Below are 23,858 nucleotides of genomic sequence, written 5' to 3' on the forward strand. Positions count from 1 at the left end.
TAGACAAAGAAAAAAGCCTCTTAGGCAAGGAAATGACCAAGAGGCTTAATTAACTTTAACATCATCACTGCTGGAATAACGCTGCGGTTTCCCCTCAGAAAAGTCACAGCTTACTAGGAGAATACAATCTGTGCTGCGCCCCAAATTATTGGGGGATAGAGATAGAACAGTGACCCATGTTTCAATGAGTCACTGGGCCAGTATTACTCTTGGTGCTTATCAAACTTGAAGGTATGACAGTTGCTGCATAATGGCTTTTTAGCTTTATGCTCACCATGACACTCTTGGCAAGGTAGGTCTTTGCCATAGTGAAGATTATTATGTGGATTCTGCCACTTATCCTCTTCACTACGTGCAGTTTGCTCGGCTAGGTCGTCCACATCGTGACACTGCAAACAAGCTTGATCAGACGGGAACTGCTTAATCCCCTTGTCATGACAAACCTTACAATCTTTACCGATCACCTCTTTATGCCAAGCACGCTGCTCAATCGCTTGAGCAGACAGACTCACTAAGCCACCTAAGACCAGCGCGAGTACAATAGTTAACTTTTTCATTATTGATTCCTCTTAATTACCGGTCGACTTAGGCTTGCATCATGGTACGTGCAGCAGTCATGCCCATTACCATGCACTCAGGGATTGAGCAGCTACCCAAACGGCTCACGCCGTGAATACCGCCACACACCTCACCCGCTGCATATAAACCTGGAATAGACTGACCCGTAAAGCTGTCTTTAACTTCGGCCTTAGTATTGACCTGCACACCACCTTGGCAGTAATGCACTTTTGGCCATAAGCGAACCACGGTAAATGGCGCCTCGATAAACTTATCTTTGGCTTTGGTCATGTTTTTACCGAACTGCTTATCGTCGCCAGATTTAACGTAGGTGTTGTACTCTTCAATTTGCGCTTTAAGCGGCTTTAAAGGTACGTCGAAATGCTTGGCTAGCTCTTCAATGGTGTCGAACTTCCAACCTACATTGTACTTAATCACTTTCTTGGTATTTGGATGCTGCTTAGAATCCTTATAACTGGTGATCAAAATTGGTGGTAAGGCATCGCCCTTCTCGTCACGACACGCCAGTTCAGCATCGGCACGGGTCTTACGGTCGGCGATTTCATTCATGAAACGCTTACCCGTTAGGCGGTTAATCGCTATTGAATGCGGGAAATTATAGATAGAGTAGTTAGACACATAACCAAAACCACCTTCGTCGGGCGATGCCCAAGGGCCAGACTGAATGTGGGCAAGGTGTACAGGGATCGCGCCCAAACGGAACATCTCGAACATCCCTTCGCCCGTCGCGCCCGGTGCGTTGGTACAACCCACTTCTGAGGTTAAAGTGGGATCTTGCGCCATACGCAGATCAACGTTTTGCGCAAAGCCACCTGTGGCCATAATAACGCCACGCTTAGCACGAATATTCAGCACGTCACCGGGCTGGTCTTCACCGAAATGATAATTCTGGCGCATTTTAACGCCAACCACTTCACCTTTGTCACCGACCAAGAACCCTTCAAACTTAGAACGGTTATGAATGTTAACCCCAATACGTTGACACTCTTTGTAAAGTGGTTGGGTGATACCCGCGCCGCAGCTCACAGTGGTTTGATAGGTTCGCGCAACGGAATGACCACCGAGCTGCTGAAGGTACGGATGATATTCGGCGCCAGCATCGATAGTCATCTGCAAGGCTTCAACCGCGTGAGACGCCACATGGCGTAGCAATGCTTCATCAGCAATACCGCGGCCAGACTTTAACTGATCAGCCACCATACGATCGACTGAGTCTTGTACGCCCTCTTTTTTCTGCATCGGCGTACCGGGAGCAGCAAAGAGACCACCGTTAATGGCTGAGTTACCACCAAAGTAAGACATTTTTTCAAAGATATGGACATCTTTAGCGCCCTTGCGGGTGGCTTCAATCGCCGCCGCTAAGCCAGCAAAGCCTGAACCTATGATCAGCACTTCAACTTCTTTATCCCATGTCACACCGTCAGCTTTCTCAGAAACCGCCATTGCAGGGGCGGCGATAGCGACACCCGCCGCGGCACCTAGCCCTTTAATAAAATGACGGCGTCCTAGCAGATCTACATTACTCATCTGTTATCACCCTTTATGATTTATTCGACAGCGTCATCATAGGGCTGGAATCCGTTCCAAAACGGGAGTTAACCAACAGTTACTTTTAAAACAAACTAGCAACATTTGAAAAGTGGTAACTGGCTTCAAATTTACTCAAAATCACTACTTTGGGAGTCTTTTGGAATCGATTCCAAAACCGACTATCTGTGGCAATGAAGCAGAAAAGCCAAGCATAATGGGGCGTCATCACTGTCGACAACCAAGTTAAGCAATCACGGTATGAGAGAAAAACTTAGATAAGCATGAATAAAAAATGACTAAGCTCAGCCGTCACGCTAAGCGATAGTGAAACAGGATAAAAGCCAACCTAGGATCCATCTGGCTGGCGGGGGCCAGAAAATAATAAGCCCAATACCAAACAGAAGTTGGCATTGGGCTTTGAGCCGCTAACAGCTAATTGAGTTTAGCGCCTTAAGACCTTAACCCTTATGGTTTAGCTCTTAAGACTCAAGACTTAATACTTAAGACTTAAAAATAGTAACCAAAGTTAATATTAACTCGCTTATCCCAGCTATCGCCCATCTCAGGCAGGCCGACATGGCTGTTATCGCCAGTCGAGGCGTACATGTTCTTACCCAAAATAAAGTCAATCATGGTGTAAGTCGGGCCCGCAGCAAGGGCGACGCCAGTGACATTTTGATAACTGGTGTCATAGCTGTCGTCATCGACATCTGGGGTCACCATGCCAAAGTCGTTATATAACTTAATGCTGCCCCAATCGGTATCTAACGTCTTGGCGACGTTGACGCTATACGCTTGCGCTTTAGCTGCAATTTCATACTGATAATTATAAGCGGACACCGCAATCTTATTGCTATCAACCGCATCGGCAGCGTCGTATTCATACTGCATCACCTGCAGTTGCAGGTTCCAGCCGTTATAGCTGCTATCCATATGTAACGCGACAGCGTAGCGATCGCCATTATTGCCAGTATTACTGTTATAGATTTGACCGAATTCGACTGAACCACCTAGGCGAGTTTGACCACCAGCATAGGTTATCTCATACATCTGACGTAGATTAAGCTGATTAGTCTCTTGGTTAAAATATTCGATGCCATTAACCACACCCGAATACAGATCGGTCGCATAGCGCTGATTGTTGCTGGCGGCATATTCGGCATTTTTAAAGAATGCCATTTCAGTGTTCCACGCGCCGCTAGAATAGGCAGCCTTAACCCCTAAATCATAATCATCTTCGAAACCCAGGTAATATGGCACGCCAAACCAAAAGCTATTTGAAATAAACCCTGGGTTACCAAAAGGCACTTGGGTGACACCCAATTGCAATTGCCATTGTGGATTTACATCATAAAAACCATAGCCGTAACGCAACATATTCCAGCCATCTAAAAAGCGATATTCGCTGGCCAGCCCCCAATCACCTAACTTACCGTCAAACTTAATGGCAGCCATATCGAAGGTAAAATCACCCAACTTGTCTTTAGAGACTTGATCATAATCTTTGTAGGCATAATTGACTCTGACAGCACCAGAGACGTTAATGCCATCTTCTGCACCCGTTGCTTGTACATCTGTGATGACGAGGGAGGTTGGCATTAACAGCGCCAACAGTAATGCTTTGGAAATTTTCATCATTCAACCAACTTGTTTGTGTAGAGAGAACTACATAAGAGGAGTTTTGATTTAACCAGCCTAAGTGATACCCATCCATAAATTACTGAGTAAATGTAATGGGGGTAAAGCACCGAGCCTGAGTCAAATCACCTGTCGCTGTGCTAGCCTAATTCATTAAATTAAAGGCTAAGATTGAGTGACAACACAAGTTAATGCCGAGTCGTTGGGTCAATATATGCAGTGTTCACTACCTACATTGATGCAATGACTAATACCATTCAAACAACACATAGCCATTTTATTGGACAATAACTTTAGACCATCTTTAATGCTGCACTCCAGCAGCGCTACAGTATGCCTATGTCAACGGCGAACAGCAAACCAGTCACAAGCTATTAACGGCTAAATTGTGACCAAGATCAACGGCACCCTCACATAATCAAGCCATTGAATTAAAGTCGTTTGATAAATTTTAAGCACAAAAAAAGTGGCCCTTAGGCCACTCAATAAATGGGGGGATACGCAGGAAGCTAACGCAAGCTTGCCGATACCCAGTTCTGGTTAGCGCAACGCAGCGTTGAGCCCTACGGTATTGACGGCCACCATTTGCGGCCATCATTTGCGGCCATCAATAGCGGATCACAGTTTAACCAGCACTCGCCCTGTCACCTGTCCTTTAACAATCTTATCGGCAAATTCTGGCACTTGAGCTAGGCTCACTTGCTGACAAGCCTGCTGATAGAACTGCTCAGGCAAACGTGCAATCACCTCTTGCCACGCGGCTTGGCGTTTCTCAAATGGGCAAGAAACGGAGTCAATACCCAGTAGGCTAACTCCGCGCAAAATAAAGGGCATCACTGTGGTGGGCAGTGCAAATCCGCCCGCAAGACCACAAATGGCCGCGGCGCCGCCATAGTTAATTTGCGCCAATGCTTTCGCTAAAATTTTATCGCCAACGGTATCGACCACACCTGCCCAGCGCTGGGCCTCTAAGGGTTTCGCATCTTGCTGTAACTCGGCGCGATCCATCACCTCTGCCGCGCCCAACTGTTTAAGCATAGGGCCATTTTGTTCAACGCGGCCACTGCAGGCCACCACACGATAACCCGCACTGGCAAGCAAGGTCACCGCAACCGAGCCGACACCACCACTGGCGCCAGTGACGAGCACCTCACCTTGCTCTGGCATCACTCCGGCGCGTTGCAATGCCTGTACACACAACATGGCGGTAAGCCCGGCGGTGCCTATCATCATGGCTTTGGCGGCATCACATCCTGCTGGCATGGGGACTAACCAGTCGGCATTGACGCGTGCTTTTTGCGCCATCCCCCCCCAATGATTTTCACCCACGCCCCAACCAGTGAGGATCACCTCATCACCCACTTGGTAGCGTGGATCTGCCGATTCGCTCACCACGCCCGCAAAATCGATGCCCGGTACCATAGGAAACTGGCGGATAATTCTGCCAGTGCCTGTCACCGCCAGGCCATCTTTATAGTTGAGAGAGGAATAGGCGACATCAACTACCACATCGCCAGCCGGAAGCTGATCTTCGCTCAATTGCGTCACGCTGGCGTGCGTCACTTTATCTTGCTGAGTTAACACTAATGCATCAAACATGCTTCTCTCCGAACTGATTTAAATCAGTGATTATTGATGGTACAAGCTCATTGGCGCTTACCTTAATGGTGATAACGCCACACAAGCAAGTGGTGATATTGTCTCAGGTCAGCTTCGTGAGCTGGCGCATTTACATCATATTTAGCTTAGCGCGGTCAGTCACATATTTCGCTCAAATCAGACCATGTAGCCAAGCTTACTTCAGCCCTAAGGCCTTTAATTTACGGTACAGCGCATTACGGCTGATCCCCAAACGTTTGGCGCACAAACTCACATTGCCTTGACACTCATGATACAAGGCGGCGACATTGGCATTAATGGTGGCATTGAGGGATTGACCCGCTTTTGACTGGCTCTCTTCAAGCACTGACTCTATCGGCAATAGATGATCGGCCACACGCAGCTGTTGCTGCATATGATCAGGCAGGTGATGCCACGCTAATACCTCGTCGCCCTCGGCCAACAAACACGCCACCTGCATCACATTATCTAACTGACGTAAATTACCCGGCCAGGCGTAACATAACAGCTGCGCTAACAGTTCAGCGCATAATGCTTGCGGCGCCACCCGATAACGCTTGTGTAATTTATCGATGATCCGCGCCTTATCTAGGCGATCGCGCAGCGGCGGCAGCTCCACTTGCAGGCCATTGAGTCGATAATATAAATCTTGTCTAAACAAGCCTTTCTCGACCAGAGACGCTAAATCCATATGGGTGGCTGCAATCACTTGAATATCGACGTTAAAGGTGTGATTGCTGCCAACAGGCACCACCTCGCGCTCTTGCAATACCCGCAACAAGCGCGCTTGCGCCGCAAGGGGCATTTCGCCCACTTCATCGAGGAACAAAAAGCCGCCATCGGCTTGACGGATCTTGCCCAAATAACCACTGCGACTGGCACCGGTAAATGCGCCCCCCTGATAACCAAACAGCTCTGATTCCACCAGCTCACTCGGTAAGGCGGCGCAATTGACCGCCACTAATGGGTGCTGGCTACGGCTGCTCTGATGATGCAACTTTTTAATAAACTGCTCTTTACCGACCCCAGTTTCACCGCACACCAATAACGGAATATTACGTTTAACCACCTTGTTGGCCTGCTGCCAAGTGCGCTCCAATTGCGGGTCACGAAAACGCACGCCTATCTGCTGACTCACCAGATGAGAGCGGCTGCTGGGCACTAACTCTTGGGTCTTAAGGTGTAAACTTTGATGCTGTAATAACTGTTCGGGGCGATGCCATTGCTGCCCCAAATATTGATGAATATCGTCACCCACCTTGGCGCTCTGCAGCAGTTTGTGGGCCATCGGGTTACAGCCCAATATTTTACCCTCGGCATTAGCGACCACTATACCTTGCCATCCCGAGGTAATAAGCGAAGCTTGCTCAGCTAAGTCAATACGATAGTGGCTACCGGGCAGATGGCATAATAGCGCCGTTTCAATCTGTTGCGCTAAGCTGGCGATCAACAACAGGGTCTGCTGGCTATGGCGTTGTTGTTCGCTGGTGATGTCGATAGCGCCGAGCATCTCCCCCGTGGGCGAAAAAATGGGCGTAGCGGTGCAACTCATAAAGCGATGCTGACGAATAAAGTGCTGATCGCCAATCACAGATACCGCTTGCTTTGAGGTTAGCGCCGTACCAATGGCGTTAGTGCCTCGGTACTGCTCATGCCAATTGACCCCGATATCCAGTGCCACATTGGCCAACTTATTAGAGTATTGTGCTACCCCCCAATGGCGCAGCACATAACCTTCGTTGTCAGACAAAATAAGGCGGCTCTGAGTATGCGCCATGAGCTGATGAAACAAGGGTAAAGCGTGTTGTTCAATCAGGGCGATTAATTTGCGATATAGCTCGTGGCGTTCGGCGAGCGCGTCGCTCTCTAAACGCACGGCTTGTGGCAGCTGGGTTTCTGATAATCCTGCACCTTGGCTGCGTGACCAAGAGTCAGATAACCAAGCCTCTGTCTGTGGAGCAATCGTCATAACAGTGTTCCATTTTGGCACAGCGGCTGTGCACTTATGTCACAGTGCGACGACCCTTCCAGTGCTACCTCTTACTGGAACACGCACATTCAGACATCAAAAATTAGCTTTTCATCATACTGTTACCAAACAATCAACACAACTCCTGCCAGTTTGGCGCGCACCTTGTAACGTGCTCTATGTAATAGACCAAATGCAGTAGGGCACATCAGCAGGTCAGTGACACACAAGCGACAGGCAAGTACCTGCTTAACCCTATTTTATCGAGCGATAAGTCAGTCGCTCACTATACCAACCGCGCACAAGATGGCGGCACGAAATAAGACTCGAATCAATACTCAAATCAATACAAGGAAGCAGCATGATTTATACAAAACCGGGTAGCGCCGACTCACTCGTCACCTTCAAAAGTCAGTACGATAACTTTATCGGTGGTAAATGGGTCGCACCTGTAAGCGGTGAATATTTTACTAACAGCTCGCCAGTTGATGGCCAAGCGTTTTGCCAAGTGCCACGTTCAGATGCGAGAGATATTGAATTAGCGCTCGAAGCTGCCCATGCCGCCAAAGACGCCTGGGGTAAGACCTCGGCGACCGAACGCTCAAACGTATTACTGCGCATCGCCGATCGCGTCGAGCAAAATATCGAATACCTTGCGGTAGCCGAAACCTGGGAAAACGGTAAGGCGGTGCGCGAAACCCTGAACGCCGATCTGCCGCTGTTTGTTGATCACTTTCGCTACTTTGCTGGCTGTATTCGCGCCCAAGAAGGCAGCGCGGCGGACATTGATAACAACATGGTTGCCTACCACTTTCCTGAGCCATTAGGTGTGGTCGGGCAAATTATTCCTTGGAACTTCCCCCTACTGATGGCCGCATGGAAAATCGCCCCCGCACTCGCCGCCGGTAACTGCATCGTCCTTAAGCCTGCAGAGCAGACACCTGCCTCTATCTTAGTGATGCTTGAGCTGATTGAAGATCTGCTTCCCGCAGGTGTGCTCAACGTAGTTAACGGTTTTGGTAAAGAAGCGGGCCAGGCACTCGCCACCAGCTCACGCATTGCAAAATTGGCCTTTACCGGTTCGACCCAAATAGGCCACCACATCTTAAAATGCGCCGCCGAATCCTTAATCCCATCGACAGTAGAGCTAGGTGGTAAATCACCTAACATCTTCTTTGCCGATGTGATGGATCATGAAGATGAATACCTAGATAAGGCGATCGAGGGCATGTTACTGGCCTTCTTTAACCAAGGCGAAGTCTGCACCTGTCCATCGCGGGTATTAGTGGCCGAATCGATTTACGATAAGTTTATCGAGCGGGTTATCGCCCGAGCTAAAACCATCAAGCAGGGCAATCCACTCGACACCGACACCCAAGTGGGCGCACAAGCCTCTAAAGAGCAGTTCGATAAAATTCTTAGCTACATCGACATCGGCCGCAACGAAGGCGCCGAAGTGATTATTGGCGGTGAACTTTGCCAGCTCAGCGGTGAGCAGAGCAGTGGTTTTTATATTAATCCAACCATCCTCAAAGGCACCAACAATATGCGCGTGTTCCAAGAGGAGATCTTTGGCCCGGTCATTTCAATGACCACCTTTAAAGATGAAGCAGAGGCACTGGCTATCGCCAATGATACGCAGTTTGGCTTAGGCGCCGGCGTATGGACCCGCGATATGAATCGCGCCCAACGTATGGGCCGCGGCATACAGGCTGGCCGTGTATGGATAAACTGCTACCACGCCTATCCAGCCCATGCAGCCTTTGGTGGTTACAAGCAGTCGGGGATCGGTCGTGAAAACCATAAGATGATGCTAGCCCACTATCAAAACACCAAAAACATGTTGGTTAGCTACTCGACCAGCCCATTAGGTTTCTTCTAATCTCACTCAGCCATGGCCAAATCCTTCCGTCTAGGAGGATTTGGCCTGTTTGTTATCAGGCCCTACCTACAAACTCACAGCGCCAATCGAGATCTCACCTTCAATAAAAACTAAGATATCACCCCGCGGATTTCCAGATTGGAAACGATCCATTAGCGGTTTTTCACTGTTAGCCCAAACGCGAACCACGTAAATTATATCCATATTCTTTTTGTGGATACCTATCATGACCCTACTCAATACACTGGCAAGCATAGTTAGCGACCCTCATCTCTCTCCCAAACAAAAGTCGAACTATCTGGCCTTAGAGGCTGAAGCGAGTTTACCCTATGTCGCGGTGTCCGATGCCGTAACCACGGCCATGCAAGCAGGGATTATTTGCGACATGTTTGAGGGCCACGCCCCCTTTAAACCACGCTATGTGCTGCCCGATTATGCTAAATTTCTGCGCCAAGGCTCCGCCTACTTAGAGCTCGCCGCCGCGACAGATTTAGATGAAGCGATCAACGCGCTGATCATCCTCTATCATCATGTGCCATCGGTCACTAATATGCCTGTGTATCTAGGTCAGCTAGATGAACTACTCATGCCCTACGTTGACGGCGTTGATGAACAAACCTTATATCGCAAGCTGAAAAACGTGTGGATCATGCTCGATCGCACCCTGCCCGACGCCTTTGTGCACGTTAATATCGGCCCAAGCGATAATATCGTTTGCCGCACCCTGCTTAAAATCGATGCCGAGCTTAAACAGGTCGTGCCTAACTTGACCTTTATGTACGACCCGGCCACCACGCCCGATGACCTGCTGTTGATGGCAGCTAGCAATATTTGTGAATGTAATAAGCCACATATCGCCAATTACCCACTGCACGCCAGCGCCTTTGACGCTAAAGGATTCGGCATTGTCAGCTGTTATAACGCGCTGCCACTCGCCGGCGGCGCTAATACCTTGGTCCGGATTAATCTAAAACAGGTGGCCAGTCAGGCAAGTAGCATCGACGCCTTCTTTGAACATACTCTGCCAACCTACTGCGCCCTCGCCTATGAGCTCATCGAAGCACGGGCTAAATTCCTCCATCAAGAGTCGCATTTTTTCGACAGCTTCTTGGTAAAAGAGGGGCTTATTGAGCCGTCACGTTTCGCCCCCATGTTTGGCATTTACGGCATGGCCGAGGCGGTGGATATCCTGCTTGGCAATGCGCCCATATCTGAGCAGATGAGCGCCAAACCCAGTAAAAATTACGGCCATCACGACGGCGCCAATCAGCTGGGCTACCGGATATCGAAAGCCTTAGATAGCATAGTTAAATCGACGCCTGTGACTTACGGTTATAACGATCGCGCCCTACTGCATTCGCAAAGCGGTATCAGCCTCGATGTGGATGTCACCCCTGGCGTGCGTATTCCCTATGGCACCGAGCCCAATCCCGTGGCACATATTCAAGCGTTAGCGCCGCACCATCAATACTACACCTCAGGGATCAGCGATATTCTCACCATAGATGCTACCGTGAAGCAAAACCCCGAGGCCATGCTGCAACTATGCAAGGGCGCATTCAACTTAGGCTTTCGTGAGTTTAGCGCCAATGTTGCCTCTAACGACTTAATTCGCGTTACCGGCTACATGATAAAACTCTCGGATATCGCCGCCTTTAAACAGCAAGGCTCACGCACCAATACCACAGGACTAGGCGCCGAAGCGGCGCAGAATACCGGCATACTCAAGCGTCAGCCGAGAGTGGCCGCCCTTGAACTCACACCGCAATACGCTGAGTAAAGCTGTTATGAGTAAGGTAGCCGTGGATAAAGTCGCAGACAGAAAAACCACAGAGCGTGAAGCTAATGTACATCGATCATCGGCAAGTCCATTGGCCAATGTCAGCCAGATCTTGCCTTTCTCCTGTGTCGACGGGCCGGGCAGTCGGCTGGTGATCTTTTTGCAAGGGTGTAATTACAGCTGTAAAAACTGTCATAACCCCCACACCATCACGCCCTGCGATCATTGCGGCGACTGTATTCCCGCCTGCCCACAGGCGGCGCTCGCCTTAGATAGCAGCGGCGTGAAACCACGTATTGTGTGGGATAGCCAACGCTGCAACCAGTGTGATGCGTGTTTGTCAGCCTGCAGTAAACAATCTAACCCGAAAACCCAGCAATACAGTGTCGATCAACTACTGGCGCAGATCCGCATTAACCTACCCTTTATCAACGGCATCACGGTTAGCGGCGGCGAAGCCAGCTTACAGCTGCCATTTGTTATCGCGTTATTTAAGGCGATAAAAGCCAGCCCGCAACTTAGCCACCTCAGCTGTATGCTCGACACCAACGGCAGCCTAAGTCACACAGGTTGGCACAAACTATTGCCTTATCTCGACGGCGCTATGGTCGATTTAAAAGCGTGGCAGCAAGAGACCCACAACTACATCACCGGACGCGATAACCACAGGGTTTTCCAGTCACTGACCCTATTAGCCCAACATAATAAGTTGTACGAAGTGCGCCTACTGCATATCCCCGGCATCAGTGATTTCGACCGAGAGGTCGATGCCCTGTCCCACTACCTTAACAAGCTACCCAAAACAGTACGTATTAAACTCAATGCCTTTCATCATCACGGCGTTACGGGTGAAGCGAAGAACTGGCCAAACTGCCATGAAGCCGATATCCAGCAGCTCGCCACACAGCTGTCGCAGCGAGGAGTGAAGCATTTGGTTTTGCCCAGTGTGTATTTGTAAGGTGATTGAGCTTATAGCGCCAATCGCCCATCTTTAGTTTTTGAGCGTCAAGCTGACTTTGGTATTTAAAAGGATATTTGAAACCATGACTTTATGGTTTATCAATTGCCTGCAGCAGGTGCAGCGCAGGGATGCGCGGTAATCCTCCCATTTTTAACTGCAATTAAAAATAGAAGTTAGGCAGCCATCAGTGGTGGCCTGCCGTTATTAGCTTTATGTGGTCTTTCATGATTGTAAAACCATAACCACTTAGTTGCATAGTCCTGCACCTCTTTAATTGATTCGAACAGGTACTTGCTGAGCCAACTGTACCGAATTGTTTTGTTATGTCGTTCGATATAAGCGTTTTGTTGTGGATTACCTGGTTGAATATATTCAATTCGAATATTCTGGCATTTAGCCCACGTTGTAAACTCAGTACTGATAAACTCAGGGCCGTTGTCACAGCGAATAACTGTTGGCTTAGCTCGATACTCAAATACCTGCTCTAGCGCTCTAATAACCCTTACAGCAGGAAGTGAAAATCCTGGTTCAATCACTAAAGCTTCACGCCGATAATCATCTATGACATTAAATAATCGGTAATTTCGACCATCTGATAACTGGTCATGCATAAAGTCGACAGACCATACTTGGTTAGGTTTTATCGGCTCTTTTAGTGGTTCCGGTGCATTTCGTTTGAGTCGACGTCTTGGACGAATACGCAGGTTCAGCGCTAGCTCACAGTAAATTCGGTACACTCGCTTATGATTCCATGGCTTGCCTTTTACATTACGTAAATAATCGAAGCACAGACCGAAGCCCCAATCACTTTCATCTTCGGTCAGCTTAATTAGCCAATTTGAAATCTGTGTATTTTCCGCCGATAATTTTGCTTGATAACGAAAGCATGTCTCACTGATAAAGAAAGCCGAGCAGGCCTTACTAATACTGATGTTGTGGTTAGCCACCGCAAACTGAGCGAGTTCTCTTCGCTCACAGGGCTTTACCACTTTTTTGCCATAGCTTCCTGAATGATTTCAGCTTTAAGACGCTCTTCTGCGTACATTTTTTTGAGTCGCCTATTTTCATCTTCTAGCTCTTTCATCCGAGCCATGAGTGATGCATCCATTCCCCCATATTTAGCACGCCATTTATAAAACGTTGCACTGCTCATACCGTGCTCTCGGCAAAGCTCAGGTGCGGGCGTACCAGCTTCAGCTTGCTTCAAAATCGTCATAATTTGACTATCCGTGTACCGCGACTTTTTCATATAGAACCTCCTGCGTTTAACTTACGAGAAAACTCTACTTTTAACAGCTGTTATTTTTCGGGGGGATTACCGCGCCAATGCTGAGATCACAGGATGTGAGTGAACGACCCATTCGTGTAGGTGCTTCTTCGGCATCGCTTTAAACCCATCCTTGGGCGCTCTGCGATTTCACACCTACGGTGTTTTTCAAGGTAGTTGGCACTCTTTACTTAAATTTTAAGCTACATTTCTTGTTTCAGTTTCAGACTCTTTTTCTGGGTTCAACACTACCTCACCGATAACGTCACAGTTCCTTATACCGTTTGGCCAGCGTTTAGGGTTTCTTGATCTTGCCTCTTCTAGTACCTCCTTACGCTTGGATAAAATCGCTTTATCTTGCATCGCATGTCGCTCACTCGGTGATACAAAATTGAGCTTACTGTGCTTATGTTTGGTATTGTACCAAGTCACAAACTCTTCTACCCATTCCCGTGCCTCGGTGATGTTTTTAAAGCCAGAGCTAGGCCATTCCGGCCGATACTTTAAGGTTCTGAATAATGCTTCGGAGTAAGGATTGTCATTGCTTACGCTTGGTCTACTTAACGAAGCGGTAACACCTAACTCTTCAAGCTTGGCTTTCATCGTCAATGACTTCATCGGAGCACCGTTATCAGAGTGCAGTACTAACGGTTTTTTGAAGCATTGCTCACGTAGCATATTGCGCTGCATTAACTCGGCCGCTAGCTCACCACATTCTCGGTCATGGACTTCATAACCCACTATCTTACGGCTATAAATATCCTCAAACATATACAGATAATAAAAGCGCCCTTTGATGACCGAGGCTAAATAAGTAATATCCCAAGACCATACTTTGTTTGGCCCATCTGCAACGTAAGCATCTGGTTTGCTTCTTTTTGTTACGCCTTGGCTTCGCCCACGCCGATTTAATTGTTCATTGGCTTTTAACACTCGATAAAAACTCGACTCTGAAGCGATATAGACCCCCTCATCAAGCAGTGTCGGCACGATTTGTGAGGGAGGTAGGCTTGCAAACCTTACCTCATTAGAGGTTGCCAATATCTGCTCTTGCTCATCATCATTAAGCTTGTTAGCAGGCGCCCGTCTTACTGCCGTAGGCCTTAAATCAGCCTGCACTTTTCCTGCTCGATACCAGCGGCGATACGTCCGTTTACTTAACTCTGCTTCAGCGCAAGCTTTGTAAAGACGCGCACCGTGGGCATAAGCTTCTTGTATTAAATCCACCAGTGTTATGCGCTTAGGCAAAGGCGTTAACTCTCCTCGCTGTCGTCCTCCCAAAGCGCATTGAGCTTTTTTCTAAGCACCAGTAAAGCCGCAGCTTCAGCGTGCGAAGCAGTAAGCCACCCATAGTTAATCAATAACATAGCACCATTATTTGCAGATTACTCCTATGCTGCCCATGATAGGCATCATAAATGAGAAAACTCGTCAAGATGGCAACTGGGGAGCATCAGATAAGTTTGAATTGATGAAAAGAAAACAAAAAGGCAGAATTTAAGGCATCACAAATTGACCTGACTGACAGGCCTAGTTCAGAAGTGGGAAGCGGCTAAATACTAGCTGAACTGAAGATGCTGACAACTGCTTGCAAAGTGCCTTCGTCGTTTTTCTAGGTGAGTATAATAGTCATCAAGCTCTTGCAATGAACCAACGGGCCCTCTAAAAAGTTTGCCAAAATCAGTCGTTAATTTTAGCCAGTTTTCGGCGGGGAGATTAAGCCTTTGTAAGATATTTTCAGCACTTTTAGAAATAGCGCCTCGTTTATCTTCTCGGATAACTCTTCCGGTTTCATCCACCAACTCAAGGTAATCTTTAAAGCTGAACGCTATGCCTTTCGGTTGTTGTGCTCGCTCATTGCCAATAAACGCCAAAAGATGCTTAGGCTGCTCACCTTTCAGTGCAGCATTAACACGTAATTGGATACTGGTGTAATCACTGTGCTCTGGAGTACTGGCCATCTTGGCTCTAACAGGGTTTAACTCAACATACGCCATACAAGCTAACAGTGCCGCTTCATCAAGTAAGGCCTGGCTTTTAAAGCGCCCCTCCCAAAAATGTCCTGTGCAGTTATCCTCCATGTTGGCTTGCCTAGCGATGGGCTCATTGAGGCAGCGCATAAACCAACTGATATCACTGAGCCTTGAACGATATGTGGCAATAAGGTGTTTTAACTGGCTAACGTAATGCACTTCAATTAGCTCACCTTTGGCAAAGCGTTGAGTTAGGTCATTACCAGTAAACAACTTATGCCACTGTTCAACCACTTGCCTATCTGACCAGTTATTAGCCGTCTCGATATCGATATGAAGCACTAGGTGAAGATGATTGCTCATGACACAATAGGCCGCTACATCAATGGCAAACACTTCTGACAGCTTGAGTATTTGGGCTTCAACCCAGCCACGGCGATGGTCATAGTTTTTACCCGTGTATTGGTCTTTTCCGCATAAGAACGCACGGCGAACGACGCGGCTACAACAATGATAATAGGGTGTGTCTTCGATACTTATTTGAGTTCTGCGAGGGCGTGGCATAAAAACCTCCTTGTTCAATGCTCAATCAAAGCATAGCCGGAGGTTAACTTCTGCGCCATTAACAATGGATGTCTCAGTCAACTTCACATAGGCTGTACCGACAGGCAACGTTTTCAATGCCAAACCTAGCAATAGAAAACTTGCAACCAACGAAGTAACCGTGCCAACAGTAGGCCATAGCTTCGTAAAGCCATCTGTGTACTTCAATCCAACGGCCCAACCAATCTCCAAAAGACCAGCTACAAACAAAATCAACCAACTCATAAACACCTCTCAATTAGCTTTGGGGCCGTCCCCTTACGAAATTGAGAGGTGAGGTCGTCCTCACTTCAGCATGCCTAACGTCTTAGTATTTATGCGTTGCGCTGTCTGCAAGGCATAAATCGCTTGCTGGACTTGGCCACTGCCACATCCATGTATTTGGTATGTATTATGCTATAGGAGTTTGCTTTTCTGTGGTAGTCGTTTTTTTGAGCTGAGGTAAGGTAATCAATTGGTCTTCTTTATTATTTTTATATTTCATTAGCGCCTCTTGACGACAAATACTCGTGATTAACCGTGCTTTTTAGACCATTCATGCCACTAAGGCCGCAGGCCTTTGCCTCACTGATGTTCATAGCAAGGTCTTACTGAATTTACGGATACTTATCGAGCACTTAATCTGTGTTTTTCACTTTTTCTCTCGCAACTCACACCAGATAAAGTTAAATCGAAGAGGCGTTAGAGATAGGTGTAAGCGCGGTTTTGGCCTTCGAAATCATGGCCGAAAATGTTCCAGACATTTTTCGGCATTCCCTCCGTCCTTGGAGGTCAGATGATTTCGCAGAGCCCACACGGACGTGTTCACAACGATATCCCTATCTAAAAGCCAGTTCGACAATCCCTGTCTCTCGTTCGTTAGCATGAAGCGACGCTTCACTCACCGAGCCAAAAGAGCGCTTACACATAAAGCCCGCGGCAGGCAATTAACAACCATGACGGTGCGACCTTAAAACACTCTTGCCCAAAAAAGGCACCGCCGAAGTCTACTCGGCTTCACGATCCCAAATATTGGGAATGACCTTGCTGGTATACCCAGAAATAAATGGCTTTTTCTGCCCAGAATGGAGGTCATACACATGGCGTTTTACCGCACCGATGTTGCCGCCGTAGACGTGAATGCTGATCGACACACTATCCTTAAGGGCATTTGAAACTTTGTGGATATCGCCAATGCGCGGTGATACGAGATCAACGCCGCCCGTGGGCAAGAGATGTGAGCCGATTGCGCGCAAGCGAGCGGTTGCAGGGTCTAGTTCAAACTCCTCACAGAGCTCGGCGCCGCGCATAACGCCAACCATGCCCCACACGGTATGATCATGCACTGGGGTCGTTTGCCCCGGCGCCCATACAAAACTCACTACAGAAAAACGCTCCAGCGGATCGCAATAGAGCAAATACTGTTGATACCTGTCCACGCTCGGCTGCGCAAACGCCTCCGGCAGCCAATCATCGTGTCGAATAAGAGCTGACAGTAGGTTTTTTCCATCAGCCAAAATACGCACCTCATCGCTGCCGACGTGTTCGATTAAATGGGTAAATGACTGAATAAAATCCCGCAATCTGGCACTGTTTTCCATCACATCACCTGCTTTCACTGTGTGTTTAAACAAGCGTAGGGGATTTGATCTCGCCAATAAATAGGCAATAGGTCGATAGAAGATAGCTGCGATAGATGATATTTGACCAAATGGAAGAGGTTGAATAACCCAATGCGGGTGTCGAAAACAAGGCTAACAAATTTTGGGGCAAAACCGCGTTAGTTTTTAACGCGTTAGTAGTCCCAAATGAAGTCAAATCGAAGAGAGAAAATGACCCCGTGTAAGCACGGTTTTGGCCTTCGAAATCATGGATGATTTCGCAGAGCCCACACGGATGTGCTCGTGGCGAGCCAAAAGAGTGCTTGCACATTCCTCGCCGGACAGGCGATAAGTAACAGCTAAGGTATGACCTTCAAACACTCTGCTCAATACCAACTAAAGCAGCCGCTAGAAATCAACATGTCCCCTTCACTCAAACGCCACTCGACTGCATTCAACTATCTGTTGATAGAGCCAACGCAGCGCAGGATCATTCATGCTCTGACGCTGCCAAACCAGACTGTAGGCGACCTTGCCATAATCGAATGGTAGCGCTTTAGTGACTAACCCTTTGGCCTGCAAAGCGGTATTGGCCCAATGACGCGAGCAGGTAAACAGCAGTTCACTGTGATGACACATTAACGCCGCACTGCCAAAGTCGGGCACCACCACAGGGGTCGCCCGCTTGCGTGACTGCTGAGCTAACTGCATCTCAAAGAAGGGAATGTTTAAGTCGGCATCGCTTATTCCCACATGACTAAAATCTAAGTAATCGGCCATGGTAATGGTCTCTTGATGAGCCAATGGATGCGCCGGACTCATTAAACATACCATCTGATCATCAATTAAGGTTTCCCACACCAAGTCTTGCTGGGTGATAGGCGGCTGGCTGCGATCATGGGGCAAAATGATGAAATCCAGTGTTCCCTGCACTAAACCGTCGAAGCCTATTCCCTCCTTGGCGCAGATGGTTAAGCGAATGTTGGGCGCCATCTTCAGCACAGTGGCGGTTAACTTCGCGGCGAGCAGTTCAAAGGTGCTTTCACGCATGGCTAACGAAAAGCAGCCCTCATACAGGGCAGGATTAAACGCCTCTTGGCTGACCATCTGGTTCATATCATTAATGATTTGATGCACACTCGGCCCAAGTCGACGGGCAACAGGCGTGGCAACCAACTTATTACCATTACGGTAAAACAACTCATCATCTAAGCTATTGCGCAGTTGGCTTAAGGTCTTACTCACCGTTGATGGGCTAAGGCACAGCCGACGAGCGCTGTCAGTCACACTCAAGGTGTCCAGCATCACGTGCAACGTGATTAAGTGTTTCATGCTAATACGTGAAAGTTTAGCCAGCTCCATATCTATCTCATCAATTAATGACAGTCCTAGGTAATATAAACCTAAATGCCGACCATGTTGATGGCGATGCTGAGATTCACGATCCCACTCACAGTGACGTTTTCCACCATCGACTTTTACCGTATAATCGCCGCTCATCAATCCAAAGGTAGGCCAGCATGTTCCATATCGCCCTTTATGAACCCGAAATCGCCCCTAACACAGGCAACATCATTCGCTTATGTGCTAATAATGGCTGCCAACTGCACTTAATTGAGCCACTTGGATTTGATTTAGAAGAGAAAAAGCTGCGCCGCGCGGGTTTAGACTACAGCGACTTAACCCGGGTGACTCGCCACAAAGACTTTGCCAGTTTTCTCGAGGCGATGGCAGGTAAGCGCATAATGGCGTGCACCACAAAAGGCAGCCGTCCACACAGCGAACTGAGTTTTGAGAAAGATGACGTGCTGTTGTTTGGCCCTGAGACCCGCGGTTTACCGATGGAGATCATCGAATCCTTACCGACCACACAACGCCTAAAAATCCCCATGGCAGGTAGCAGTCGCAGCTTAAATCTGTCTAATGCGGTAGCGATCATCAGTTACGAGGCTTGGCGACAAATTGGCTACGAAGGCGCGCTTTAACACTTGAGCGCCTATAAGCAGCGCTAATCGCCAATCATAAAAAAAGCCCCTGTAACTTAAGGTTACTGGGGCTGGTTATTTAACAGCAAGGTCTGCACTGCTAGGATGTGGATTTACTGGGCAAATCCAACGGCATCAATTTCAACTTGCTTAACCTCGCCATATTGCGCCGCAACATCGGCAATCTTGCTGGCATTACCAATTAACACATATTGCAGCTTATCCTGCGGAAAGTAGCGACTGATTAAGCGCTGGCTTTCGGCAATGGTCAGGCCATCGACCTTGGCTTGAAACTCGTTGATATAACTGTCGTCGAAACCGTACAAATACATGTCGGACAACAGGGCTGCCAATTGACCGCTGGTCTCAAATTTAGGCGGAAACTGCCCTTTAACATAGGCTTTGGCCGAGTCTAAGGTGGCCTGATCGATCCCTTTCTCCCATAATCTCGCGTAGGTCTTTAAGGCCAAATCGATGGCATCTTTGGTGGTTTCACTCTTGGTAAAGGTGCTAATTTTAAACACCCCGCCCTGAGAATAAGCGCTAAAACCTGAGCGAGCTCCATAGGTTAGGCCGGCGTTAACCCTTAATTCATCATTTAACCATGAGGTAAAGCGACCGCCCAATATGGTATTCACCACTTGTAAGCCAACCAAATCAGGATTATCCCGCGTGACCCCTTTGCCACCGATCAAGAAGGTAGTTTCAATGGCATCGCCCTTATTCACCAGCAAGACGTTACTCTGGTCTAACGCTGGCTGCCCTTGGGCTAAAGCGGGCATTTGAATCGCTTCACCATTTTGCCAATCGCTAAACAAGCTGGCTAGTTTGGCTTTCATGACTGCTGGGGAAAAGTCTCCCACCACAGTGATGGCGGCGTTGCGTGGTTGGTAATAGCTTTTATGAAACGCTCTAAGCTGAGAGATAGTAAGCTGCTCCAGCGAGGTACGCGTCCCAGAAGTGGGATTACCATAAGGGTGCTGACCAAATATTAGCTTATCGAAATAGCGACCAATCACATTGCGTGGGCTCTCTTTCGCTTGCGCTAACGCGGCCATTTCACGCTGACGCAACTTATCAAACTCTTCGGCAGAAAAATCAGGCGTCACCAATAAGTCTCGCACCAATGGCAACATCTTATCGCTATCTTTCGCCATAAAGTCGGCGCCAATATAGGTGCCTTCTTTGCCAGCGCTGGCCCCAATAGACGCCCCGAGGAAATCGACCATCTGTTCAATGTCGGCTTTTGACTGACCATTAGCGCCAAGCAGTAAAGACTGCGCCGTCATCAGCGCCACACCGGAAGTTGTATCGTTAACGGCGCCCGCACGCACCACGGCATTAACGGTAATTAAGGGGACCTCCGTCTGCGGCATTAAATAGACAGTTAAGCCATTGTCGAGTTGATAACGCTCATAAGCGGGCATCTTAAAACTGGCACTGTCAGACACAGGCGTTTGAGTCGTCGTACAACCAGATAAGCCTAGCGTGGCCGCCAGCAGCGCGGTCAGCGCTAATGTCGACAACTTGGCGGGCATTTTGCTAATAAACTGCTTCATTGGTCACTCTCCTCTGTGGCCGCCAATACGGCAACGGTGCGGTTGGCACGACGTAAATAGGTTTGCGCTACACGTTGAATATCATCTGGGGTGACCTTGTTATAGGACTCAGGCGCGTTAAATAACTGAGCATAATTGCCAAAATAAAGCTCATAGGTGCCTAGGGTGTTGGCTTTACCATTGATGGTTTCCATCGAACGATAGAAGTCCATCAATTTGATATTTTTAACCTTGTCTAATTCGTGCTGACTAACGCCTTCACGTGCAACGCGGTTAATTTCGCTAATCATGCTTTTTTCGAGTTCGGTGGCGGTGATCCCTGGGTTTGCCACTCCCATAACGTAAAACAAGTTAGGGTCAAAACTCATCGGCATATAGGTTTCGTCTTCTATCGCCACCTGTTGCTCTACCAAGCCTTGATAGAGACGCGAGCTATTGCCTGAGGTCAAAATAGAGGACAAGAGATCCAGTGCATAGTAATCGGCATGGGTCGTGGCGGGCACATGATAGCCCAGCATCACGTTAGGCGTACTGACCGAGGCCTTGTGCACATAGGTGCGGCGCTCGCCTTTTTGCAGCGGCTCCACGGTTTTCACTTCGCGCGGCGGCGCTTGAGCTGGAATTGGCGCAAAGTACTTATTGGCTAAGGCTTTCACTTCATTGAGCTTCACATCGCCCGCAATCACCACCACCGCATTATTAGGTGCATAGTAAGTCTTATGGTATTGCACTAAATCGTCTAGGGTCCAAGCGGCGATATCCGATTCATGGCCTATCACAGACCAACTGTAAGGGTGCGCTCTAAACGCGACACCTTTGAGCTCTTCTTGTATGGTGCGCCAGTTAGAGTTTTCTAGCCCTGTGGTGCGCTCAGAGGTCACCACGCCGCGCTCACTTTCTACCATTTCGGCATTGATATCCAGATGCGCAATGCGATCGGCTTCGAGGTCAAAAATGGTCTCTAGCGCGCTGGCAGGAAACCAGTCGGTATACACAGTGACGTTTTCTGTGGTGTAAGCATTATTGGCTCCCCCCGCGGCTTCCATGGTTCTGTCAAACATCTTAGGACCATATTTTTTTGAGCCGTTAAACATCATATGTTCGAAAAAGTGAGAAATTCCGGTAATGCCGGGGACTTCATTACGCGAGCCGACTTTCCAAAATAGGTACATGTTGGCATTGGGGATAGAAGCATCTTCTAACACCATGATCTTCATGCCATTATCGAGTGTAAAGCTTTGTATATCGTCGACTTGTGTCGCCTGTGCGGCCGTTGCAGTACATAACACTGCTATCGACACCCCCAGCGCGATAATTGTTCGCATCATCAGTGGTTCCCTCTCGTTGCGCAGCTAAAAACATTTAAATGTTACCGAGACACTCAAGATGTGAGGGTATCGATATTTAGCTGACTATTAAGCGGTGAAACCAGGATTAAGATCAAGTGCCATAGCGTAAAATCTACATAACTTAATTGTAACGTATTGCTTTTTTGATATTGAAACTGAAGAAGCAAGCCGCGCAATGGCCCTAACAGGCAGCCAAATAGCGCAGCAATAAGCGAGATAAAACTGAGTAAAAAGTTCTTTGCCAGCAGGTAGCATTAGCGCCTGCTGTAACCGCTTAATCCTTAACGGGCACTTTTGGTAAAAAATACCACATCGTTATCAATCACTTCGAGCTGCCACTGCCACTGCTTAGCTATCCACTCAAAGGTGGCAATGCTGTAAAAACGAATATGGGTCAAATCGTTCTTATAGTGCCAGCGGGCAAACTCTTCGGCGCCCAAGACTCGTTTAGTCATGATAGCCAACACCCCATTGGGCTTGAGCAAGGCATCCAATTGCTGCAACAATGCCGCGCTATCGGCAACATGCTCAATCACCTCGGTCATGGTAATAAAGTCATATTGGCGGGCTAACAGCTCAGGATGGTTAAAATAATACAGATCATAATTGGCCATAGTGATGCCAGCATCGTCAGCCATCACACTGATGGTTGGCCCTGGGCCACAACCAAAATCTAACCCTTGCATGGCGGGTGTCAGCCGCGGCAATAGCGGGCTCCATGTGCGGCTTAAAAAACGGCGATAGCCCAAATCGTCACTGTTATTTTGATGATTATCGTAAAACGCTTTCTCGTCGGCGGCGCTGAGCAGGTACTGGTCGGGCACAGTGACCAGTTGGCACACTGAGCAGAGAACATAGGCGCGCTGCTTATCTTGATGAAATGCAGATAACGACGGGCTCTTACATAAAGGACAACAACTCACGGTATTTCCTATTTCAATGATCCACGTTAAGGGTCATTTGCACACTAGGTATGCGAATTCATCCTAAGGTTGCGGGATTTTACGCGTTTTTGCCGCCGCTTCGGCCGCTTCACGTAAATATTTTTGTTCACGGGTTTCGCGCTGATTAAAGTCGGCTTGCGCCTTAGCCCGTTGCTCTGCTTGCCATTCGCCTGCTTCTTGGCGCTGCAATACCTCTTGCTGACGCTGCTCGGTCTCGCTCGCCGCTTGGCGCGCCTTGGCTAATTGATCTTGCTCGGTTTGTCGCGATAGCGCCTCGGTCGTTGCGGTTTTTTCATTTTGGCTAGGGTCATCTTTGGCCACTACGGCGCCACTGCACAGCAAAGCGCAGCCGATGAATATCGATGTGATGCAATGCGGTTTACGAAACATCATTTTTTCCTCAAATCCTATGTGTGATAAACGATGAGTATCAATACTATGTATCCCAGTGTTTACCAAGCGCCCATTTAGCCAAGGATAAATCACTGACTTGCAGTATGGCATGCTGATATTACCTGCTGCTTGCTCGTGATGATAGCGGCTTATTTTAGGCGTTGAGTATGCGAGAAGAGAGCAAATGTAAATCGAGTCATGGCAACCAGGCCACTTTATAAAGCAAGGGGTGGGCAATACCGGCAA

The 23,858-nt window shown here is 48.2% G+C and carries 17 protein-coding genes and 2 pseudogenes; 4 read left to right on the plus strand and 15 right to left on the minus strand.

Annotation, left to right across the window (positions count from 1 at the left end):
• Nucleotides 1-203 precede the first annotated feature (203 nt).
• From ardB to AC0VXX_RS16450, 5 genes are all read right to left on the minus strand, one after another.
• Nucleotides 204-557 (minus strand): acrylate reductase cytochrome subunit ArdB, encoded by a 354-nt coding sequence (gene ardB / locus AC0VXX_RS16430; protein WP_110457771.1) that lies wholly within the window; start codon nucleotides 555-557, stop codon nucleotides 204-206.
• Nucleotides 558-585: 28 nt separating this feature from the next.
• Nucleotides 586-2,106: an acrylate reductase flavoprotein subunit ArdA gene (ardA, locus tag AC0VXX_RS16435; RefSeq protein WP_475515147.1), complete on the minus strand. Its 1,521-nt coding sequence runs from the start codon at nucleotides 2,104-2,106 to the stop codon at nucleotides 586-588.
• Between the two features lie 510 nt (nucleotides 2,107-2,616).
• The gene (locus AC0VXX_RS16440; protein WP_475515148.1) at nucleotides 2,617-3,747 is read right to left on the minus strand and encodes a hypothetical protein; all 1,131 of its coding nucleotides are present in this window, start codon (nucleotides 3,745-3,747) and stop codon (nucleotides 2,617-2,619) included.
• A 618-nt stretch (nucleotides 3,748-4,365) separates the two neighbouring features.
• Entirely contained in the window at nucleotides 4,366-5,346 is a 981-nt protein-coding gene (acuI, locus tag AC0VXX_RS16445; protein WP_475515149.1) for an acrylyl-CoA reductase (NADPH), read from the minus strand.
• Nucleotides 5,347-5,542: 196 nt separating this feature from the next.
• On the minus strand, nucleotides 5,543-7,336 hold the full coding sequence (locus tag AC0VXX_RS16450) for a sigma-54-dependent Fis family transcriptional regulator (protein WP_475515150.1): 1,794 nt from the start codon (nucleotides 7,334-7,336) through the stop codon (nucleotides 5,543-5,545).
• 361 nt (nucleotides 7,337-7,697) lie between these two features.
• Between AC0VXX_RS16450 and exaC the strand changes: the two genes are divergently transcribed.
• The 3 genes from exaC to AC0VXX_RS16465 all read left to right on the plus strand — a co-directional run bounded on the left by exaC (nucleotide 7,698) and on the right by AC0VXX_RS16465 (nucleotide 11,956).
• On the plus strand, nucleotides 7,698-9,218 hold the full coding sequence (gene exaC, locus AC0VXX_RS16455) for an acetaldehyde dehydrogenase ExaC (RefSeq protein ID WP_475515151.1): 1,521 nt from the start codon (nucleotides 7,698-7,700) through the stop codon (nucleotides 9,216-9,218).
• Nucleotides 9,219-9,444: 226 nt separating this feature from the next.
• Nucleotides 9,445-10,998 (plus strand): YjjI family glycine radical enzyme, encoded by a 1,554-nt coding sequence (locus tag AC0VXX_RS16460; protein ID WP_475515152.1) that lies wholly within the window; start codon nucleotides 9,445-9,447, stop codon nucleotides 10,996-10,998.
• A gap of 7 nt (nucleotides 10,999-11,005) precedes the next feature.
• Entirely contained in the window at nucleotides 11,006-11,956 is a 951-nt protein-coding gene (locus AC0VXX_RS16465) for a YjjW family glycine radical enzyme activase (RefSeq protein ID WP_110457867.1), read from the plus strand.
• A 176-nt stretch (nucleotides 11,957-12,132) separates the two neighbouring features.
• Here AC0VXX_RS16465 and AC0VXX_RS16470 read toward each other — a convergent pair.
• From AC0VXX_RS16470 to AC0VXX_RS16495, 6 genes and pseudogenes are all read right to left on the minus strand, one after another.
• Nucleotides 12,133-13,208, minus strand: a protein-coding gene (locus AC0VXX_RS16470; protein WP_475514310.1) for an IS3 family transposase whose coding sequence is annotated in 2 segments (ribosomal slippage) — nucleotides 12,133-12,956 and nucleotides 12,956-13,208 — 1,077 coding nt in all. Because the reading frame shifts where the segments join, the coding sequence is not laid out codon by codon here.
• Between the two features lie 216 nt (nucleotides 13,209-13,424).
• Nucleotides 13,425-14,554: pseudogene (locus AC0VXX_RS16475) on the minus strand (IS3 family transposase); the annotation flags it as partial.
• 231 nt (nucleotides 14,555-14,785) lie between these two features.
• Nucleotides 14,786-15,763, minus strand: a complete 978-nt coding sequence (locus AC0VXX_RS16480) for a transposase (protein ID WP_475515153.1) — start codon at nucleotides 15,761-15,763, stop codon at nucleotides 14,786-14,788.
• An 87-nt stretch (nucleotides 15,764-15,850) separates the two neighbouring features.
• A pseudogene (locus tag AC0VXX_RS16485) lies at nucleotides 15,851-16,027 on the minus strand (SMR family transporter); the annotation flags it as partial.
• 761 nt (nucleotides 16,028-16,788) lie between these two features.
• Nucleotides 16,789-17,382, minus strand: coding sequence for a cysteine dioxygenase family protein (locus AC0VXX_RS16490; RefSeq protein WP_475515154.1), 594 nt, complete (start codon nucleotides 17,380-17,382; stop codon nucleotides 16,789-16,791).
• Nucleotides 17,383-17,811: 429 nt separating this feature from the next.
• Complete coding sequence (locus AC0VXX_RS16495) at nucleotides 17,812-18,744, minus strand: LysR family transcriptional regulator (RefSeq protein WP_475517057.1); 933 nt, start codon at nucleotides 18,742-18,744, stop codon at nucleotides 17,812-17,814.
• Between the two features lie 158 nt (nucleotides 18,745-18,902).
• Here AC0VXX_RS16495 and trmL point away from each other — a divergent pair, with 158 nt between their 5' ends.
• Entirely contained in the window at nucleotides 18,903-19,367 is a 465-nt protein-coding gene (gene trmL / locus AC0VXX_RS16500; protein WP_110458271.1) for a tRNA (uridine(34)/cytosine(34)/5-carboxymethylaminomethyluridine(34)-2'-O)-methyltransferase TrmL, read from the plus strand.
• A gap of 113 nt (nucleotides 19,368-19,480) precedes the next feature.
• On the opposite strand, the gene AC0VXX_RS16505 is transcribed toward trmL, so the two are convergent.
• From AC0VXX_RS16505 to AC0VXX_RS16520, 4 genes are all read right to left on the minus strand, one after another.
• Nucleotides 19,481-20,905: a M16 family metallopeptidase gene (locus AC0VXX_RS16505; protein WP_475517058.1), complete on the minus strand. Its 1,425-nt coding sequence runs from the start codon at nucleotides 20,903-20,905 to the stop codon at nucleotides 19,481-19,483.
• Nucleotides 20,906-20,922: 17 nt separating this feature from the next.
• The gene (locus AC0VXX_RS16510; RefSeq protein WP_475515155.1) at nucleotides 20,923-22,254 is read right to left on the minus strand and encodes a M16 family metallopeptidase; all 1,332 of its coding nucleotides are present in this window, start codon (nucleotides 22,252-22,254) and stop codon (nucleotides 20,923-20,925) included.
• 302 nt (nucleotides 22,255-22,556) lie between these two features.
• On the minus strand, nucleotides 22,557-23,198 hold the full coding sequence (locus AC0VXX_RS16515) for a class I SAM-dependent methyltransferase (RefSeq protein ID WP_475515156.1): 642 nt from the start codon (nucleotides 23,196-23,198) through the stop codon (nucleotides 22,557-22,559).
• Nucleotides 23,199-23,261: 63 nt separating this feature from the next.
• Nucleotides 23,262-23,612, minus strand: coding sequence for a hypothetical protein (locus tag AC0VXX_RS16520; protein WP_475515157.1), 351 nt, complete (start codon nucleotides 23,610-23,612; stop codon nucleotides 23,262-23,264).
• Between the last annotated feature and the right edge of the window lie 246 nt (nucleotides 23,613-23,858).

It is taken from the genome of Shewanella sp. QJM3NY_23 (assembly GCF_056173105.1).

Excerpts from the sequence above, each read along its gene's own strand:
- AC0VXX_RS16490 (WP_475515154.1), bottom strand. The coding sequence starts at position 17,382 with ATGGAAAACAGTGCCAGATTGCGGGATTTTATTCAGTCATTTACCCAT.
- AC0VXX_RS16510 (WP_475515155.1), bottom strand. The coding sequence starts at position 22,254 with ATGATGCGAACAATTATCGCGCTGGGGGTGTCGATAGCAGTGTTATGT.
- AC0VXX_RS16505 (WP_475517058.1), bottom strand. The coding sequence starts at position 20,905 with ATGCCCGCCAAGTTGTCGACATTAGCGCTGACCGCGCTGCTGGCGGCC.
- AC0VXX_RS16460 (WP_475515152.1), top strand. The coding sequence starts at position 9,445 with ATGACCCTACTCAATACACTGGCAAGCATAGTTAGCGACCCTCATCTC.
- AC0VXX_RS16495 (WP_475517057.1), bottom strand. The coding sequence starts at position 18,744 with ATGGAGCTGGCTAAACTTTCACGTATTAGCATGAAACACTTAATCACG.
- ardB (WP_110457771.1), bottom strand. The coding sequence starts at position 557 with ATGAAAAAGTTAACTATTGTACTCGCGCTGGTCTTAGGTGGCTTAGTG.
- AC0VXX_RS16450 (WP_475515150.1), bottom strand. The coding sequence starts at position 7,336 with ATGACGATTGCTCCACAGACAGAGGCTTGGTTATCTGACTCTTGGTCA.
- AC0VXX_RS16520 (WP_475515157.1), bottom strand. The coding sequence starts at position 23,612 with ATGATGTTTCGTAAACCGCATTGCATCACATCGATATTCATCGGCTGC.
- exaC (WP_475515151.1), top strand. The coding sequence starts at position 7,698 with ATGATTTATACAAAACCGGGTAGCGCCGACTCACTCGTCACCTTCAAA.
- ardA (WP_475515147.1), bottom strand. The coding sequence starts at position 2,106 with ATGAGTAATGTAGATCTGCTAGGACGCCGTCATTTTATTAAAGGGCTA.
- trmL (WP_110458271.1), top strand. The coding sequence starts at position 18,903 with ATGTTCCATATCGCCCTTTATGAACCCGAAATCGCCCCTAACACAGGC.
- AC0VXX_RS16440 (WP_475515148.1), bottom strand. The coding sequence starts at position 3,747 with ATGATGAAAATTTCCAAAGCATTACTGTTGGCGCTGTTAATGCCAACC.
- AC0VXX_RS16480 (WP_475515153.1), bottom strand. The coding sequence starts at position 15,763 with ATGCCACGCCCTCGCAGAACTCAAATAAGTATCGAAGACACACCCTAT.
- AC0VXX_RS16465 (WP_110457867.1), top strand. The coding sequence starts at position 11,006 with ATGAGTAAGGTAGCCGTGGATAAAGTCGCAGACAGAAAAACCACAGAG.
- acuI (WP_475515149.1), bottom strand. The coding sequence starts at position 5,346 with ATGTTTGATGCATTAGTGTTAACTCAGCAAGATAAAGTGACGCACGCC.